Here is a 16,193-nt window from a genome sequence, read left to right on the forward strand (position 1 = left end):
CCGCGGGCTGCGCCGGCGTCTCCCCGGCCCCCGCCCCCCGGCCCGCGCCGGCGTCTCCCCGGCCCCCGGGCGGCGCTCGTGGGCCGGCGGCCCCCGCCCCTACTGGTCCGAGGAGAAGCGGACCGAGGCCGCGGGCAGGGTGGCGTCGCACCAGACGCGGACGCCGTCGCGGAGTTCGTTGTCGGCGCCCACGTGCGCGCCGTCGCCGATGACCGCGCCCGTCAGGACCGTACGGGCGCCGATGTGGGCGCCGGCTCCGATCAGGGAGTCCGTGATCACCGCGCCCGGCTCGATCACCGCGCCCGCGAGGAGCGTGGAGCCCGTGACGCGGGCGCCTTCGCCGATGCGCGCCCCCTCGCCGACGACCGTGCCGCCCGTCACCTTCGCGTCCCCGGCGACGCGGGCCGTCGGCAGGACCAGGCGGTCGCCGCAGCGCCCCGGTACGGCCGGGGACGGGGCGCGGCCCATGACCAGGTCGGCGGAGCCGCGGACGAAGGCCTGCGGGGTGCCGAGGTCGAGCCAGTACGTGGAGTCGACCATGCCCTGGAGGTGCGCCCCGGAGGCGAGCAGGTCGGGGAAGGTCTCCCGCTCGACCGAGACCGGGCGGCCGGTCGGGATGGTGTCGATGACCGAGCGGCGGAAGACGTAGGCCCCGGCGTTGATCTGGTCGGTGACGATCTCCTCCGGCGTCTGCGGCTTCTCCAGGAAGGCGGTGACGCGCCCGGCGCCGTCCGTCGGTACCAGGCCGAACGCCCGGGGGTCCTCGACCCGGGTCAGATGCAGCGAGACGTCGGCGCCCGAGGAGGCGTGCGTGTCGACCAGGGCCTGGATGTCCAGGCCGGTCAGGATGTCGCCGTTGAAGACGAGGACCGGGTCGTCCGGGCCGGAGCACAGGCGGGAGGCGACGTTCCGGATGGCGCCGCCCGTGCCGAGCGGCTCCTCCTCGGTGACGTACTCCAGGCTGAGGCCGAGCGACGAACCGTCCCCGAAGTAGGGCTCGAAGACCTCCGCCAGATACGAGGTGGCGAGCACGATGTGCTCGACGCCCGCGGCCCGCGCCCGGGCCAGTTGGTGCGTCAGGAACGGCACCCCCGCCGCCGGGACCATCGGCTTCGGGGTGTTGACCGTCAGCGGGCGCAGCCGTGTGCCCTTGCCACCGACCAGGAGGATCGCTTCTGTCACCTGTCGTCTCTGCTTCCTGTCCGGGGCCGGTCACATCGCTCGTCCGTGCGATATGACCGGTCAGTTTATGCAGAGGTTCCGGGCGCTCACGTCATCAGCGTCGTCCCTGGTACTTCGCCGACGCGGTCCGGGCGGTGCCGAGCTGGCCATACAGACGCTTGCCGGGGCACTCCGTCGCGAAGCCGTCCCGGTGGCCCGCGATGGCGTTGAAGCTGACCTTCTTGCCCTTCTTGTAGCGGTTCCCGCCGCCCGAGACCAGAGTCGACTTCCCCTTGGGATTGACCCCGTGAAGTCCCAGTTTCCACGCCGTCAGACGCGCCACGGCGGTCACCGCGGCGGCGGGCGGGTTCACCGAGCTGTAGGAGCCGAGGACCGCGATTCCCATGGTGTTGGTGTTGAAGCCGAGCGTGTGGGCGCCGAGGACCGGCTTGGCCACGCCACCGGCGCGGCCTTCGTAGATGTTTCCGCACTTGTCGACGGCGAAGTTGTAGCCGATGTCACGCCAGCCGCTGCTCTTGACGTGGTAGCGGTAGATGCCGCGGAGGACCGAGGGCGCCTGCTTGCAGGTGTAGTTGTTGCCGGTGGCGCTGTGGTGGACGAAGGCCGCCTTGACCGCCTTCGTGTAGACGAAGCCCTTCTCCCGCATCTTCTCGTCGGCGCCCCAGCCCTTGCGGGTGATGATCTTCGGGCGTGGTCCGATGTACGGCTTCCCGGCGGCCGCCGCCGGCCTGGCCGCCGTCAGCGCCGGCGGGGCCATGGACGTCCGCTCCTCCGGGGCCGTGGGGGCTTCCTCCTCGGCGGTGGCGGGCGGCTCCGGGCCCGGGTCGACCAGCTCCAGGCGCAGCCCGGCGGGCAGCGGCTCGCCGCTCTCGCCGTCCGGCCTTACGCGGATCTCGACACCGTCCGAGGCGCCGACCCAGAGCGGGGCGGTGGCCCCTCGCAGGGCGCCGGACCCGCCTTCCGTGGTCCCGGGATCGGCCCCGTGCTCGTCGTTGTGGGTCTCCACGTCCTGCCACGCCGACCAGATGCCGGTCCCGGCGGCCCGGGTGCGGACCTGGACGGTGCCGTGCAGCCGGGCGGTGGGGTCGTCCCACACCACCCCGACGAGCGAGAACGGCCTGACGTCGCGTCGGGTCAGCCCCTGTTCGGGGCGGGCGCCGTCGACGGCCCGTTCACCGCCCGCCAGGGGGCCCAGGCGCAGGGACTGGGTGGATCCGGCGAGGCTCCCCCCGCCGGCTGGTGCGGCGGCGGGCACGGCGGGCGTGCCGGGTGGGAGCGGCACCGCCGGGGTCGCGAGGGACAACGGCAGGGAGAGCGCCGCCGCACACGTGACGGCGACCGAGGAAGCAAGGTAGGCACGCATGAAGCGATGGTCCGTACCCGGGGGCCGTTCCGCTCGCCGGGAAGGGCCGGGAGACTGACGGGCCATCGGGCCGACCGGTGGACGGGGTCACCGGTACGGCGGGTCCCCGCGCACCTCCCCGCGTACGCTTGCCCGCGTGAACGCCAGCGACCGAACCCCCGCCGACCTGCTGCGATCCGCCCTCGCCGCGGACCCCTCCCGCCCCTTGGTCACTTTCTACGACGACGCCACCGGTGAGCGCGTGGAATTGTCCGTCGCCACCTTCGCCAATTGGGTGGCCAAGACCGCCAATCTGCTCCAGGGCGAGCTGTCCGCCTCCCCCGGCGACCGCCTCGCGCTGCTGCTGCCCGCGCACTGGCAGACGGCGGTCTGGCTGCTCGCCTGCTCGTCCGTCGGCGTGGCCGCCGAGCTCGGTGGCGATCCGGCCGGGGCCGACGTCGTCGTCGCGGGTCCCGACACGCTGGACGCGGGGCTCGCCTGCTCCGGGGACCGGATCGCGCTCTCCCTGGCCCCGCTGGGCCGCCGCTTCCCGGCGCCGCCGGCCGGATACGCGGACTACGCGGTGGAGGTGCCGAGCCAGGGCGACCGGTTCGCCCCGTTCGTCCCGGTCGACGCCGACTCTCCCGCTCTCGTGGTCGGCGGTACGGAACTGACGGGCGCCCAGGTGGTCGAGCGGGCACGCGCGGATGCCGAGGCGCTCGGGCTGGCTCCCGGGGCGCGCCTGCTGTCGGCGCGTCCGTACGACACCTGGGAGGGGGTCTCCGCCGGTCTGTACGCGCCGCTGGCGGCCGGCGCGTCGGTCGTGCTGTGCCGGAACCTCGACCGGCTGGCGCCCGAGGCGCTCGACAAGCGGGTGGAGAGCGAGCGGGTCACCGCGACCGCGGTGTGACAACCCGCCGGAGATTCACCCGTACGGCGCAGCGACTCGCCGAGTCCCCGGGTCCGCGCGTCAACTCCGGTACATGATCGGCGGGTACGCACCCCCCTTCCGCACAACCAAGTGTCCGGTTCGGCCGTCTACCTCTGCGACCGGCGGCCCGGGCGCCGCCGACCCCATGAAGGACGGACTCAGACGTGACGGACAGTGCTGGCACGCCCGCCGAACCGGTCGACCCGGCCGAGGACGAGACGCCCAGCACGGCCGGCACGGCCAGCACCGTGGGAGGCACCGGGAGCATGGGAGCGGGTGGGGCGGGCGGCTCCGGAGGGGCGGCCTCCGACGGTGCCGCCGAGGGCGGGCGGCGGTGGCTGCGCTGGACGGCGCTCGGGGTCTCGGTCGTCCTGCTCACCGGGGCCGCCGCGGGCTGGTGGTTCTACCGCAAGCTCGACGGCAACATCACCACGGACACCACCGCCGCCGCCGAACTGCTCCGGTACGAGAAGGAGCGGCCCGCGCCCGTCGTGTCGGCCGCCCGGAACATCCTGCTGATCGGCTCCGACACCCGGGCCGGCGCGGGGAACGCCGAGTACGGCCAGGACAAGGGCACCCAGCGCTCCGACACCACGATCCTGCTGCACATCTCGGCGGGCCGGTCGAGCGCCACGGCCGTCTCCATCCCGCGCGATCTGATGGTGGACATCCCGAGCTGCCGCACATCGGACGGAACACGGAGCAGTGCGCGGTTCGCCCAGTTCAACTCGGCCTTCGAGGTCGGCGGGACGGCGTGCACGATCCGTACCGTCGAGCGGCTGACGGGGATCCGGGTCGACCACCACATGGTGATCGACTTCCGCGGCTTCAAGAAGATGGTCGACGCCGTCGACGGGGTCGAGGTCTGCCTGCGCGAGCCGATCGACGACTCCGACGCCCGGCTGAAACTGCCGGCGGGGCTCCGGACGCTCCACGGCGAGCAGGCGCTGGGGTTCGTACGGGCCCGCAAGTCCCTCGGCAACGGCAGTGACACCGAACGCATGGACCGGCAGCAGCAGTTCCTCGGCGCCCTGGTCAGCAAGGTGCAGAGCAACGGCGTGCTGCTCAATCCGACGCGGCTCTACCCGGTCCTGGACGCGGCCACCAAGTCGATCACGACCGACCCGGGCCTCGACTCGCTGCGGGACCTGTACAACCTGGCGCGCTCGATGCGGAGCATCCCCACCGAGAAGGTGCAGTTCCTCACGGTGCCGCGCCGACCGTACGCATACAACGTGAACCGGGACGAACTCGTACAACCGAAGGCGAGGCAACTCTTCGCCAGGCTGCGCGAGGACAAGCCGGTCATGGTGGCGCCCGGGGGCGACACGAGTGGGCAGCCGGACACGGACGGCAACGGAAAGCCGGACGAGGCGGGTTCGCCGACCCCGGCTCCGACACCGACCTTCACCGGGCGCAACGCGGCACAGAGGGGCTGCCCTTAGGGGGATGGGTAAAGCGATGTCCAAGGGGAGGGATGCGCTGGATGAGGTTTGGGCAAATTGCCCGGTTGTAAGGGGCGTGGAATTTGTCACGGACGTCGCCCCACGCTGAACTGGGCGGATAGTGTGACGCGATCCGGTGCACCCGACCACGTGGTCGCGCACTCTTACGGATCGAACGACCGAGCGCCCGACGGGGGAGGCGCCTCGCGTGGCACCGACGGAGGATTCAAGTAACCGTGGACGCGCACAGCCGTGGACGGGCGGACGAGATCGACCCCGCCGACCAGTGGGTGCTCAACCCGCAGACCGGCAACTACGAACTGCGACTGGACCACTCCGCTGGGCAGTCGACGCTCCCGTCCCAGCCGCGTGGCACCACCACCCCCGCCCCGAGGTCCGCCGGGCGTTCCCGGACCGCCGGTCCCGGCCGTGGCGCGGAACGCTCCCGGACGGCCACCGAGGCACCCGTACCGGGGCAGCGCCGTCGCCGTGCGGCGGAGCCGGCCGACGGGCCTCCGCCGCCCGGCCGCCGCAAGCGCAAGCCGGTCAAGGCGAAGAAGAAGAAGGCACTGATCTGGACCGGCGGCACGATGGCCGTCGTGCTGGTCGCGGGTGCCACGGCCGCGTACGCGCTGTACAACCACTTCGACGGCAACCTGAACACGGTCGACGTCGGTGACGCCGCCGGTGACCAGGCGATGGACGGGCCGCTCAACATCCTGATCATCGGCAACGACGTCCGCACCGGCGAGGGCAACGAGAGCTACGGCAACAAGGACAACGTCACCGGTCACGCCGACACGACGTTCCTCTTCCACGTCTCGGAGGACCGGACCAACGCGACGGCCCTGAGCATCCCCCGGGACCTCAAGATCAGGATCCCGGACTGCCCGACGAAGCAGGCCGACGGCTCGACCAAGGTCATCCCCGGCTCGGTCGGGACACAGAAGTTCAACGAGTCGTTCGGCGTGGACGGCCGCGACCCGGGCTGCACGATGCGCACCGTCAAGGAGCTCACGGGCGGGCTGGAGATCAACCACTTCATGATGGTCGACTTCAACGCCGTGAAGACCCTGTCGGCCGCGGTCGGCGGCGTGAAGGTCTGCCTGAAGAAGCCCATCCACGACAAGAAGTACTCCAAGCTCAACCTCCCGGCCGGGGAGCACAGGCTCGAGGGTGAGGACGCGCTCGCGTTCCTCCGCAACCGCCACGGTCTCGGCAACGAGAGCGACCTGGACCGGATCAAGATGCAGCAGCAGTTCCTGGCCTCCATGATCCGGCAGCTGAAGGAGGACACCCTCGACAGTCCGACGAGGCTGTTCTCGGTCGCGGACGCGGCGACGAAGGCCCTCACGGTCGACAAGGGCATAGGCAGCGCCATGAAGCTGACCGCCCTGGCCAAGGAGCTCGGGAAGGTCGACCTGAAGAACATCAGCTTCATGACCGTTCCGGTGGTCGACAACCCCGACGAGCCGCCCAACAGGAGGGCGACCGTCGTCCTGGACCCGGTCAAGGCCCCGCAGGTGTTCAGCATGGTGCAGAACGACATCTCCTTCACCGAGGTGAAGAAGAAGCAGCAGGACGCCAAGAACGCGCAGGCCGAGGCCCAGGCGAAGCTGCTCCAGGGGCCGCGCGCCGAGGCCGTCGACGTGCGCGTCGACGTCTACAACGGCAGCGGCATCCAGGGCGCGGCCCAGAAGACGCTCAACTGGCTGCAGACCGCGCAGGGCGTCACGCGGTCCACGAACAAGGCCAACGCCCCCGAGAAGGCGGCGAAGACGACGCTCACCTACGCAGCGAACCAGGCCGACCAGGCCCGCAAGCTCGCGGACCTGATGGGCCTGCCCGCCACGGCGCTGAAGCCGGGCACGCACGAGGCCGGGGAACGCGAGCCCATGACGCTCGTCCTCGGTGGGGACTTCAAGGGCGCGGGGGTGCCCATCACCGGTCCGGTCAAGGCGCCGGACGTCGAGAAGGTGGAAGCCGACAAGCAGGTGTGCGCCCAGTGACCCGGAAACACCGGGTCGCGGGACGCTCCTGATCAACGAGGGGGACCCTGGGGTGGGACAGAGCAGCGTGCGCGGGGAGGGGACGCGGAGAAGCGTTCCGCACGCCCGTGATGCGGGCTGGGACGAGAGCCTGTACGGCGACGAGGGCGACGGGCCCGCTGCCGGCACCCGGACCACGGGCCGGGGGGCCCGCCGTGGTGCGGGCAGCGGGCCGGGCGACGGCGGCAGGGGCGGCGGTGACGGCCGTACGAGCCGCCGGCGCGGAGGCTCGCGCAGGCGTGCCAGGAAGAACGGCAAACGCCGGATATTCCGCTGGGTCGCCGTGACGCTGTCGCTGCTGATACTGGGCACGGCCGGCGCCGGATACCTGTACTACCAGCACCTCAACGGCAACATCCGCAGCGGCGGTCGCAGCGGCGGCGAGAGCGGTGTGAAGAAGACCGCGCCGAACGCGCTCGGCGACACCCCGCTCAACATCCTTCTCATCGGCTCCGACAGCCGCAGCGACCCGAAGAACGTCGCACTCGGCGGCGGTAAGGACCTGACGCAGCAGAAGCCGCTGGCGGACGTGCAGATGCTGCTGCACGTCTCGGCGGACCGTAAGAACGCCTCGGTCGTCTCCATCCCCCGGGACACGATCGTCCCGATCCCGGAGTGCAAGGACCCGAAGACGGACGAGACCTTCCCCGCCACCACCAACAGGCCGATCAACGAGACGCTCGGCCGCGGCGGTCCCGGCTGCACCCTCACCACCTGGGAGACGATCACCGGGGTCTACATCGACCACTGGATGATGATCGATTTCGCGGGTGTGGTGGCGATGGCCGACGAGGTCGGCGGTGTGCCGGTCTGTGTGAAGACCGGCGTCCACGACCGGTCGACCAGGCAGCAAAAGGGCGGCTCCGGTCTGAAGCTGCCCGAGGGCACCACCGAGGTGAAGGGCAAGCAGGCGCTGCAATGGCTGCGCACCCGCCACGCGTTCGGCAGCGACCAGAACCGGGCCAAGGCGCAGCACATGTACATGAACGGCATGGTCAAGAAGCTCCAGGAGCAGAACGCCTGGACCGACACCGGGCGGTTGATGGGCCTCGCCGAGACGGCCACCAAGGCGCTCCAGGTGTCGGACGAGCTCGGTACGGTGGCGAAGCTCTTCGACCTGTCGATGCAGCTCAAGAACGTGAAGCTGGACCGCCTCACGACGGCGACGGTCCCCACGGCCGCGTGGTCGCAGGACCAGAACAAGCTCGTCATGGTCGAGCAGGCCGCCGACAAGATGTGGTCGATGCTCCGCGAGGACGTCGCCTTCGACAAGAACGGCGATCCGGCCGGCGCGAAGCCGACCGCCTCCGCGTCCGGGAAGCCGAAGGGCCCGGCCGCCGACGCGCCCGGCACCCTCGACATCACCGTGGTCAACGGCACCGGCGGCGGCGGCCAGATGTCCGTGGACGGCCGGGCCGGCTCCATGGCCGAGGCCCTGGAGGACAAGGGCTTCACCCGGGCCGAGGCCGCGCAGACCACCGAGCCGCGCAAGGACACCGTGGTCAAGTACCCGAAGGCGGACGGCGAACAGGGCAGGGCGGACGCCCTGTCCGTGGCCCAGGCGCTCGGTCTGCCCGCTTCGGCGGTCCGCGCCGACGCCAGGGCGGAGACCCTCACCCTGGTGATCGGCGCCGACTGGCGCCAGGGCACCACCTACGAGAAGCCGAAGACGGAGGCGGGAGACCTCCCGGAGGGCGCGGACGTCAAGACGGCCGACCAGAAGGGCTGCATGGACGTCTACAGCGTCTACCGCTGGGACGGCACGAGCTGATCCGGCGCGGAATGTCGGAGAAGGGCCGGAACCCTCGGGGGTTGCGGCCCTTCTCCGTCGTTTCGTTCCCGAGCGGTACGGGAGCGGTCAGACCTTCTCGTCCGTGACCGCCGGGCGACGGCTGGCGATGACCTTCCGCGCCAGCGAGCGCGGGCTGGTCAGGAAGCCGTACCCCCACGACATGTGCATCGTCGCGAGCGCCACCGGGATCTGGAGCCGGGCCTTCAGAGGCAGGCCCCTGCCCGCCGGGATCGAGCCCGCCGTGATGGCGGCGAGGTAGCCGGCCGGGATCACGAAGCCGAGCGGGGTGAGCACCGCGCCCACCACCACTCCGGCCGCGATCGCGCAGACGGCCGTCGGCGGGGCGAGGTAGCGGAGGTTGATGGAGCCCTGGTGGTAGCGGGCCACCACATGACGCCAGCGGCCGTAGTCCTTGTACTGCTTGGCCAGCGCGCGCACGCTCGGCCGCGGCCGGTACCGGACACGCAGTTCGGGCGAGAACCAGATCAGTCCGCCCGCCTCGCGGATACGGAAGTTCAGCTCCCAGTCCTGCGCGCGGACGAACTCCACGTTGTAGCCGCCCTGCCGCTCCAGGGCCTCCCGGCGGAAGACACCCAGATACACGGTCTCGGCCGGGCCGGCCTCGCCGCCGGTGTGGAAGGCCGCGTTCCCGACGCCGATCTTCGAGGTCATCGCCGCCGCGACCGCGTCCTCCCAGGCGTTCTCGCCCTCGGCGTGCATGATGCCACCGACGTTCTGCGCGCCGGTCTCCTCCAGGAGGCGCACCGCCGTCGCGATGTAGTTCGGCGAGAGCAGGCCGTGACCGTCGACCCGCACCACGATCGGGTGGCGCGACGCCTCGATCGCCGCGTTGAGCGCGGCGGGCGTGCGGCCCGTGGGGTTCGGCACCGTGTGCACGCGGGGGTCTTCCCGTACGAGCTCGGCGGCGATCTCGTCGGTGCGGTCCGTGGACGGTCCGAGCGCGATCACCACCTCCATCTCGCCGTCGTACTCCTGCGCGAGGATGTGACGGACCGAGTCGCGCAGATGCCGCTCCTCGTTGAGGACCGGCATGATCACGGAGACCGGGGGCGGGGCGGAAGGCATGGCGTTCATCGCGGGTCACGTTACCGCGAATGGGGGACACGGACGCGCGCCGCGGGGGAGGGTGGGTGCTGGCGCTGATCGTATGGGCCTACGGTGCTCACGGTTCCCCCTGTCACACCCGCGGAGGTGTCCCCCGGTGCCCACACCGCCCCGCACGCCCCGTCCCCGTCCGGCCGCCGCCCGTCCCGTACCGGCGCGGCGGGTCAGACGGGCCGCGCGGCCACGGTGGGGCATGCGGATGGCGACGGCGCTGTCCGTACTGGTCCTGGGGGCGGGCGGGATCGGCCACGCGGTGGTCACCAGCCTGGACACCGGTATCGACCGGGTCGACCCGTTCAAGGACATGAAGAACCGGCCCCAGGCCGGGCACGGGACGAACGTGCTGGTCGTCGGGACGGACGGGCGGGACAGGATCACCGAGGAGGAGCGGCAGGCGTACCGGCTCGGCGGTGAGCCGTGTCACTGCACCGACACCGTGATGCTGGTGCACATCTCCGAGGACCGGAAGCGGGCGAGCGTGGTGAGCCTGCCGCGCGACTCGTACGCCGAGATGCCCGAGCACATCGACACGACGACCGGCAAGCGGCACCAGGCCCACCCGGTGAAGCTGAACGCCGCGTACGCGGAGGGCGGTCCCGGGCTGACGGTGCGGACCGTGGAGAACATGACGGGCGTCAAGATCGACCACTATCTGGAGGTCGACTTCACCAGCTTCATGCGGACGGTCGACGCGGTGGGCGGGGTGCGCATCTGTACGGCCCGGCCGATGAAGGACACGTACACGGGGCTCGATCTGCCGGCCGGTACGCACGAGCTGACCGGCGGGCAGGCCCTGCAGTACGTGCGCTCGCGCTATGTCGACGGGGCGGCGGACATCGGGCGGATGCAGCGCCAGCAGCGCTTCCTGGCCGCGCTGATCCACCGGATGACGAGCGGCGGGGTGCTGCTCAACCCGGTGAAGTTCCGCCAGGTCGCCACGACCATGCTGAGCTCGGTCCGGGCCGACCGCGACTTCGGTACGGATCAGATGCTGGGCCTCGCCAAGGCGATGCGGGGCTTCACCCCCGCCTCGTCGGAGTTCGTGTCGGTGCCCATCGGGGACATGAGCTTCCCGGTGAAGGGGATCGGCACGACGGTGAAGTGGGACGCGGCCGAGGCGCAGAAGCTCTTCCAGTCCCTGCGCGAGGACCGGCCGCTGGCCGCGCACCGGGCCCCGGCGGCCAAGGGCCCGCAGGCGGTGGCCGTGGACGTGGCCCCGAAGGAGGTCCGGGTGCAGGTCTACAACGGGACGCGCACGAACGGTCTGGGCCGGAAGCTGGACGACGCGCTGCGCGCCACGGGCTTCGACACCACGCGCGCCCCGCGCACCGCCGCGGGCTCGGAGCGCGCGCGCACGCTCGTGGAGTACGACCCCGGCTGGGACCGCTCGGCGAAGTCGCTGGCGGCGGCGCTGCCGGGGGCGGAGCTGCGGGCGGTGAAGGGGCTGGGCGGGACGATGCGGGTGACGGCGGGCCGTGACTACAAGGGCGTGACGGCGGTGCGGGCGGAGCGGACGCCGGGGCCCTTCGAGGCGGTCACGGGCGACCGGGTGGGGTGCGCGTAGGACCTGCCTGACGGCCGGGGGCCGGTCGCGGGCTCAGTCCTCGTAACCCTCGGCCGCGCGGCGCTCGCGGAGGTCCATGATGGCGCGGCGCCGGGCCAGGCGGTGGGTGCGGCGGATCTGGGCCTCCTGGTAGCGGCGCTTGTCCCGCTCCGTCTCGGGGAGCACGGGCGGCACCGGGCGCGGCTTGCCGTCGGCGTCGACCGCCGCGAAGACCAGATAGGCGGAGCCGACCTGCTGGGCGGGCGTGGACTCGTTCCAGCGCTCGGCCAGGACCCGGACCCCGACCTCCATGGAGGACCGGCCGGTCCAGTTGACCTGGGCCTTCACATGGACCAGATCCCCGACCCGTACCGGCTCCAGGAACGCCATCTCGTCCATGGAGGCGGTGACGGCCGGCCCGCCCGAGTGCCGGCCGGCGACGGCGCCCGCCGCGTCGTCCACCAGCTTCATGATCACGCCGCCGTGCACCGTACCCAGGAGGTTGGTGTCGTGGCTCGTCATGATGTGGCTGAGAGTGGTGCGGGACGCCGAGGTGGGCTTGCCCGGGATATCGCCCTGATCTGTCATGCCCTCCACCTTATGCCGGGTCCCGGCCGGGTCCCCGTCCCGTCCGCTTTGCATCAGCTTGGCAACAGCGCCGACCCGATCCTCCACCCACCCTGTCGGCGCCCCGAGGCCGGACGGCACACTGTTCCGCATGAATGACTGGCCCCATGGGCGGACCGACGACGGCGGATACGGCCGTGGCAGCGCGAACGCGCAGCCCGAGGGGGCTCGCGCGATGCGCCATGTGCAGCGTCCGCAGGTCCCCCAGCAGCCGCCGCGGTACGACCCGCAGTACGGACAGGGTTACGGGCAGCAGCCGGGCTATGACTCCGGGTACAACACCGGTCAGGTCTACGGCGCCCCCCAGGGCGGCGGACGGGGCACCGTTCCCCCGCAGTACGACCCCCGCCGGTCGAGCCCCGCGCCCGACTGGGGCCGCCGGATCAAGGTCGGCTCGGTCGTGCTGCTCGTGGCCGTGCTCGCCTGGAGCATAGGAACGTACGCCTGGGCCAGCTCGCAGATGCGCAACGAGGTCGATCTCGCCAAGGTCATCGAGCGGCCGGCCGAGGGCGACTGCACGACCTATCTGATCGTCGGCTCCGACAGCCGCGAGGGCATGTCGGCCGAGGAGAAGAAGAAGCTCCACACCGGCTCCGCGGCGGGCAAGCGGACCGACTCGATGATGATCCTCGCCGCCTGCGGCAGCGGGAACACGATGATCTCGCTGCCCCGGGACTCCTGGGTGACGATCCCCTCCTTCGTCGGCTCCGAGTCGGGGAAGAAGTTCGCGGCCCGCGGCGGCGCCAAGCTGAACGCCGCCTACGCGATGGACGGGCCGGAGCTGCTCGTCCGTACGGTCGAGTACAACACCGGGCTGCGGATCGACCACTACGCGGAGATCGGCTTCGCCGGCTTCGCCAACATCGTGGACGCGCTCGGCGGTGTCGAGATGAACATCGAGAAGGGCTTCAAGGACAAGAAGTCGGGCGCCGACTTCCAGGCCGGCGAGCAGACCCTCAACGGCGAGCAGGCCCTCGCCTTCGTCCGGACGCGCTACGCCTTCGCCGAGTCGGACCTGGCCCGTACGAAGAACCAGCAGAAGTTCCTGTCCGCCCTGGCCAACCAGGCGGCGACGCCGGGCACGATCCTCAACCCGTTCACGCTCTACCCGACGCTGGGCGCGGGCATGGACACGCTGATCGTGGACAAGGACATGTCGCTGTACGACCTCGGCAAGATGTTCTTCGCCATGAAGGGCATCAGCGGCGGCACCGGCAGGTCCATGAACATCCCGATCTCGGGCGGCGCGCCGCAGGGCTCCCTGAAGTGGGACATGCCGAAGGTGAAGCAGCTGGTGGGGCAGATCCAGAACGACGAGCCGGTCACGGTCGCCTCGGACCGCTGACCCGGCGGAACGGGCCGGGCGGTCAGCCCACGAACCGGTAGAGCAGCTGACCGCTCGGGCCCGTCGCCACCTTCCGCAGCGCCGGGTCCCGGCCGGACAGGCCGTGGTCGCCGCGCCCCGTCAGGATCCAGGTGACGCGGTACCTGCGCAGGATGGCGATCCGCTCCTCACGGGGGGTTCCGGCGGCGAAGTAGCGCTCGGTGTCGGCCAGGCGCCGCTCCTCGTCGGGCAGGAAGAAGTCGGGGTAGCCGGCCACGACCGTGTAGAAGCCGTAACCGGGGAGTTTCTGGGCCGTCTTCCAGTCGGTCATGAAGACCTCGCCGTACCGGGCGTACTCCGTCGTCCACTCGTACGTCGGCCGCACCGTCCAGCCCTCCGCGGTCACCGCCTTCGGCAGCGCCTCGTCGCGCAGGACGAAGCCGAGGGCGTCGTTCTGCGCCCAGGCGCCGAGGGCCAGCGCGCCGGCGAGGACCGTGGCGTACGCGGCCCGCAAAAGCCTCCTGCCGCCCTCCACGGCGGCGAGGGCGGCGGCGATCTGGGCCGGCATCACCACGGCGGGCTCGGCCCGCCCCAGCGACCACTTGTCCAGCACGGCGCCCGCCACCACGGTGGCGAGCCCGAGCAGGAACCAGACGACGAGCGGGTCCCGCCGGTCGCGGCGGAAGCGCACCGCGAGCGCGAGCACTCCCAGGGGCACGAACGTGAACCGCACGAGCTTGCGGTGGTACAGGGTGATGTGGATCTGCTCCAACCCGTCCGCTCCGAAGAGCGAGAAGAAGGAGTAGTACGGCCACAGGGCCAGCAGCAGCGTCCCGGCGGCGAGCCCGGCGCCCAGCCGGAGCCAGGTCGCCCGGGCCGGCCAGGGGCGGGCCGCCACCAGGACGCCGAGCGCCCCGAACGTGAGGATGATGCCGGAGAACTGGTGGCACAGCAGGAGCAGTGCCCACAGCAGGCCGAGACCGGTGTACGTCCACCAGCCGCTCGCCGTCCCCCGTCTGAGCGCGGCGGTGAGCAGGGCCAGGAAGTGCAGGCCGAGGCCGAGCGTGAAGGTACTGGGATAGGCGATGTTCAGCGAGAGCGGGACCAGTCCGAGGAAGCCGCTCCATACGTAGGTCTCCGTACCCCACAGGAACAGCAGGCACAGGATGGCGAGCGACGGGGCCGCCGGGTGGGCGCTGAGCGTGCGCGTGAAGTGCCGTACGCCGGTGAACAGCAGCACCAGGCCGACGATCGCGGCGCACCGCAGGACGTCGAAGGTGCCGAGGTCGGTCGCCTTGGCGAAGACCGCGAGGATGACCATCCACGGTGAGTGGTACGGGCTCTCGGTGGGCGAGTCGACCATCGGGTTGCCCGGGTGGAGCAGGTCGTGGCGGAGCCGTTCGAGGGTGGCGGCGTGCACCCCCATGTCGCCGATCCAGGGCAGCCTGATGATCATGAAGGTGAGCAGGCCGGTCAGCAGGAGCACGGCGCCGCGTGTCACGGCGGTGAGCCGGTCGGAGGGGGACGGCCGGCGCCGGGGCGCGGGCCGGTACCCGCCCGCGCGCGGCCCGTCCGCCGTCGGCGGGACATCGTCCCGGTGAGGGCGGGGCGCGCGGACGGGTGCTTCGGGGGTCGTGGTCACGGCCGTCGCCCGCCTCGGCGGGCGACCGCGCGGGCGCGCAGCCGCCACGGCATGGCGATGGACTCCAGCTGGACGGCGAGGCTCATCTTCGACTCGCCGGTCTCGCGGTCCTCGAAGTGGATCGGGACCTCCATCACCGGGAAGCCCCTGCGCAGCGCGGCGTACTTCATCTCGACCTGGAAGCTGTAGCCGGCGCTGTCGACGGAGGCGAGGTCGATGGCGCCGAGGGCCTCCGCGCTCCAGAGGTTGAAGCCGCCGGTGATGTCGCGCACCCGGGTGCCGAGGATGGTGCTCGCGTAGGCGTTGGCCCAGCGGGAGAGCAGCTTGCGGTGGGCGCCCCAGGCGTCGGAGAGGGTGCCGCCGGGGACGTAGCGGCTGCCGACGACGAGGCCGGCGCCGGTGGAGAGGGCGACGCCGAGCATCTCGGCGATCTTGGGGGCCGGGTGGGAGCCGTCGGCGTCCATCTGGAGGACGTAGCGGGCGCCGTCCGCCACGGCCCGGCTCATCCCGGCCGCGTAGGCCCGGCCGAGGCCGTCCTTGGCGGTGCGGTGCAGGACCGACATCCGGGCCGTGCCGTCGTCGGCGCGGTACCGCTCGGCCAGCTCCTCGGCGATCCTGCCGGTGCCGTCGGGCGAGGCGTCGTCGACGACGAGGAGCCGCAGCCCCGGTATGGCGAGGGCCATCAGGCGCTCGGCCATGCCGGGTATGTTGCCCGCCTCGTTGTAGGTGGGCATGACCACGGTCAGCGCGGTGTGCGCCCACTCCTCGGGGAGTGCGGCGGCCGAGGTGGCCTGCTTGCGGAGAGCGGGATGTTCGCCGGTCATCGGTTGGCGCCTCACTGAGAGCGGTCGGGCGCGCGGGATCCGACCCGCGGTCGTCGGTCCCGTAGAGAGCACGGTGCGACGCGGCGCACTGGCTGATCGCCCCCCACGCCCCGTCCGCGCGCCCCCCGCGCGGTTTGCTGTGTCGTCCCCCACCGGCGCGTGAACCCCCACGGTCGCGCCGGTCCCGCCACGTTACCCGCAAGTGCGGCGACAGGGCCCCCGAGGCCGGGGCGACGGGCGTCGCCTCCGGCCCCGGGGGCCTGTCGACGAGCGTTACGGGAGGTTGCGGGCCATGACGATGCGCTGGACCTGGTTGGTGCCTTCGTAGATCTGGGTGATCTTGGCGTCGCGCATCATGCGCTCGACGG

General features: G+C 71.8%; 13 protein-coding genes. 6 read left to right on the top strand and 7 right to left on the bottom strand.

From position 1 onward, the window contains the following. Nucleotides 1-99 precede the first annotated feature (99 nt). Together ACWDX6_RS27940 and ACWDX6_RS27945 are read right to left on the bottom strand one after the other, a co-directional pair. Nucleotides 100-1,182 (bottom strand): sugar phosphate nucleotidyltransferase, encoded by a 1,083-nt coding sequence (locus tag ACWDX6_RS27940; RefSeq protein WP_451487653.1) that lies wholly within the window; start codon nucleotides 1,180-1,182, stop codon nucleotides 100-102. 94 nt (nucleotides 1,183-1,276) lie between these two features. Continuing rightward, a complete protein-coding gene (locus ACWDX6_RS27945) occupies nucleotides 1,277-2,545 on the bottom strand; it encodes a peptidoglycan recognition protein family protein (RefSeq protein ID WP_451487654.1) in 1,269 nt (422 codons plus the stop codon). Nucleotides 2,546-2,681: 136 nt separating this feature from the next. On the opposite strand from ACWDX6_RS27945, the gene ACWDX6_RS27950 reads away from it, so the two are divergent. The 4 genes from ACWDX6_RS27950 (at nucleotide 2,682) to ACWDX6_RS27965 (ending at nucleotide 8,719) form a co-directional block, all read left to right on the top strand. Further along, the gene (locus tag ACWDX6_RS27950) at nucleotides 2,682-3,434 is read left to right on the top strand and encodes a TIGR03089 family protein (RefSeq protein ID WP_451487655.1); all 753 of its coding nucleotides are present in this window, start codon (nucleotides 2,682-2,684) and stop codon (nucleotides 3,432-3,434) included. Nucleotides 3,435-3,619: 185 nt separating this feature from the next. Beyond that, entirely contained in the window at nucleotides 3,620-4,900 is a 1,281-nt protein-coding gene (locus ACWDX6_RS27955) for an LCP family protein (RefSeq protein WP_451487656.1), read from the top strand. Nucleotides 4,901-5,136: 236 nt separating this feature from the next. Next, a complete protein-coding gene (locus ACWDX6_RS27960) occupies nucleotides 5,137-6,909 on the top strand; it encodes an LCP family protein (RefSeq protein ID WP_451487657.1) in 1,773 nt (590 codons plus the stop codon). 52 nt (nucleotides 6,910-6,961) lie between these two features. Continuing rightward, complete coding sequence (locus ACWDX6_RS27965; RefSeq protein WP_451487658.1) at nucleotides 6,962-8,719, top strand: LCP family protein; 1,758 nt, start codon at nucleotides 6,962-6,964, stop codon at nucleotides 8,717-8,719. A gap of 87 nt (nucleotides 8,720-8,806) precedes the next feature. Here the strand turns inward: ACWDX6_RS27965 and ACWDX6_RS27970 are convergent, their stop codons facing one another. Further along, nucleotides 8,807-9,826 carry a glycosyltransferase family 2 protein gene (locus tag ACWDX6_RS27970; protein WP_451487664.1) on the bottom strand — a complete coding sequence of 340 codons (1,020 nt, stop codon included), beginning with the start codon at nucleotides 9,824-9,826 and terminating at the stop codon, nucleotides 8,807-8,809. A 136-nt stretch (nucleotides 9,827-9,962) separates the two neighbouring features. On the opposite strand from ACWDX6_RS27970, the gene ACWDX6_RS27975 reads away from it, so the two are divergent. After that, nucleotides 9,963-11,429 (top strand): LCP family protein, encoded by a 1,467-nt coding sequence (locus ACWDX6_RS27975; protein ID WP_451487659.1) that lies wholly within the window; start codon nucleotides 9,963-9,965, stop codon nucleotides 11,427-11,429. A gap of 33 nt (nucleotides 11,430-11,462) precedes the next feature. Here ACWDX6_RS27975 and ACWDX6_RS27980 read toward each other — a convergent pair whose 3' ends face one another. After that, nucleotides 11,463-11,996: an acyl-CoA thioesterase gene (locus tag ACWDX6_RS27980; RefSeq protein WP_356896500.1), complete on the bottom strand. Its 534-nt coding sequence runs from the start codon at nucleotides 11,994-11,996 to the stop codon at nucleotides 11,463-11,465. A 130-nt stretch (nucleotides 11,997-12,126) separates the two neighbouring features. On the opposite strand from ACWDX6_RS27980, the gene ACWDX6_RS27985 reads away from it, so the two are divergent. Further along, the gene (locus ACWDX6_RS27985; protein WP_451487660.1) at nucleotides 12,127-13,380 is read left to right on the top strand and encodes an LCP family protein; all 1,254 of its coding nucleotides are present in this window, start codon (nucleotides 12,127-12,129) and stop codon (nucleotides 13,378-13,380) included. A gap of 22 nt (nucleotides 13,381-13,402) precedes the next feature. Here the strand turns inward: ACWDX6_RS27985 and ACWDX6_RS27990 are convergent, their stop codons facing one another. From ACWDX6_RS27990 to ACWDX6_RS28000, 3 genes are all read right to left on the bottom strand, one after another. Further along, the gene (locus ACWDX6_RS27990) at nucleotides 13,403-15,001 is read right to left on the bottom strand and encodes a hypothetical protein (protein WP_451487661.1); all 1,599 of its coding nucleotides are present in this window, start codon (nucleotides 14,999-15,001) and stop codon (nucleotides 13,403-13,405) included. Next, nucleotides 14,998-15,825, bottom strand: coding sequence for a polyprenol monophosphomannose synthase (locus ACWDX6_RS27995; RefSeq protein WP_451487662.1), 828 nt, complete (start codon nucleotides 15,823-15,825; stop codon nucleotides 14,998-15,000). Before ACWDX6_RS27995 ends, ACWDX6_RS27990 begins: the two co-directional genes overlap by 4 nt. Before the next feature lie 273 nt (nucleotides 15,826-16,098). Continuing rightward, nucleotides 16,099-16,193: acyl-CoA dehydrogenase family protein (locus ACWDX6_RS28000; protein WP_132919430.1), on the bottom strand; the 95-nt coding region annotated here is incomplete at its 5' end.

The organism is Streptomyces sp. NPDC003027 (assembly GCF_053591435.1).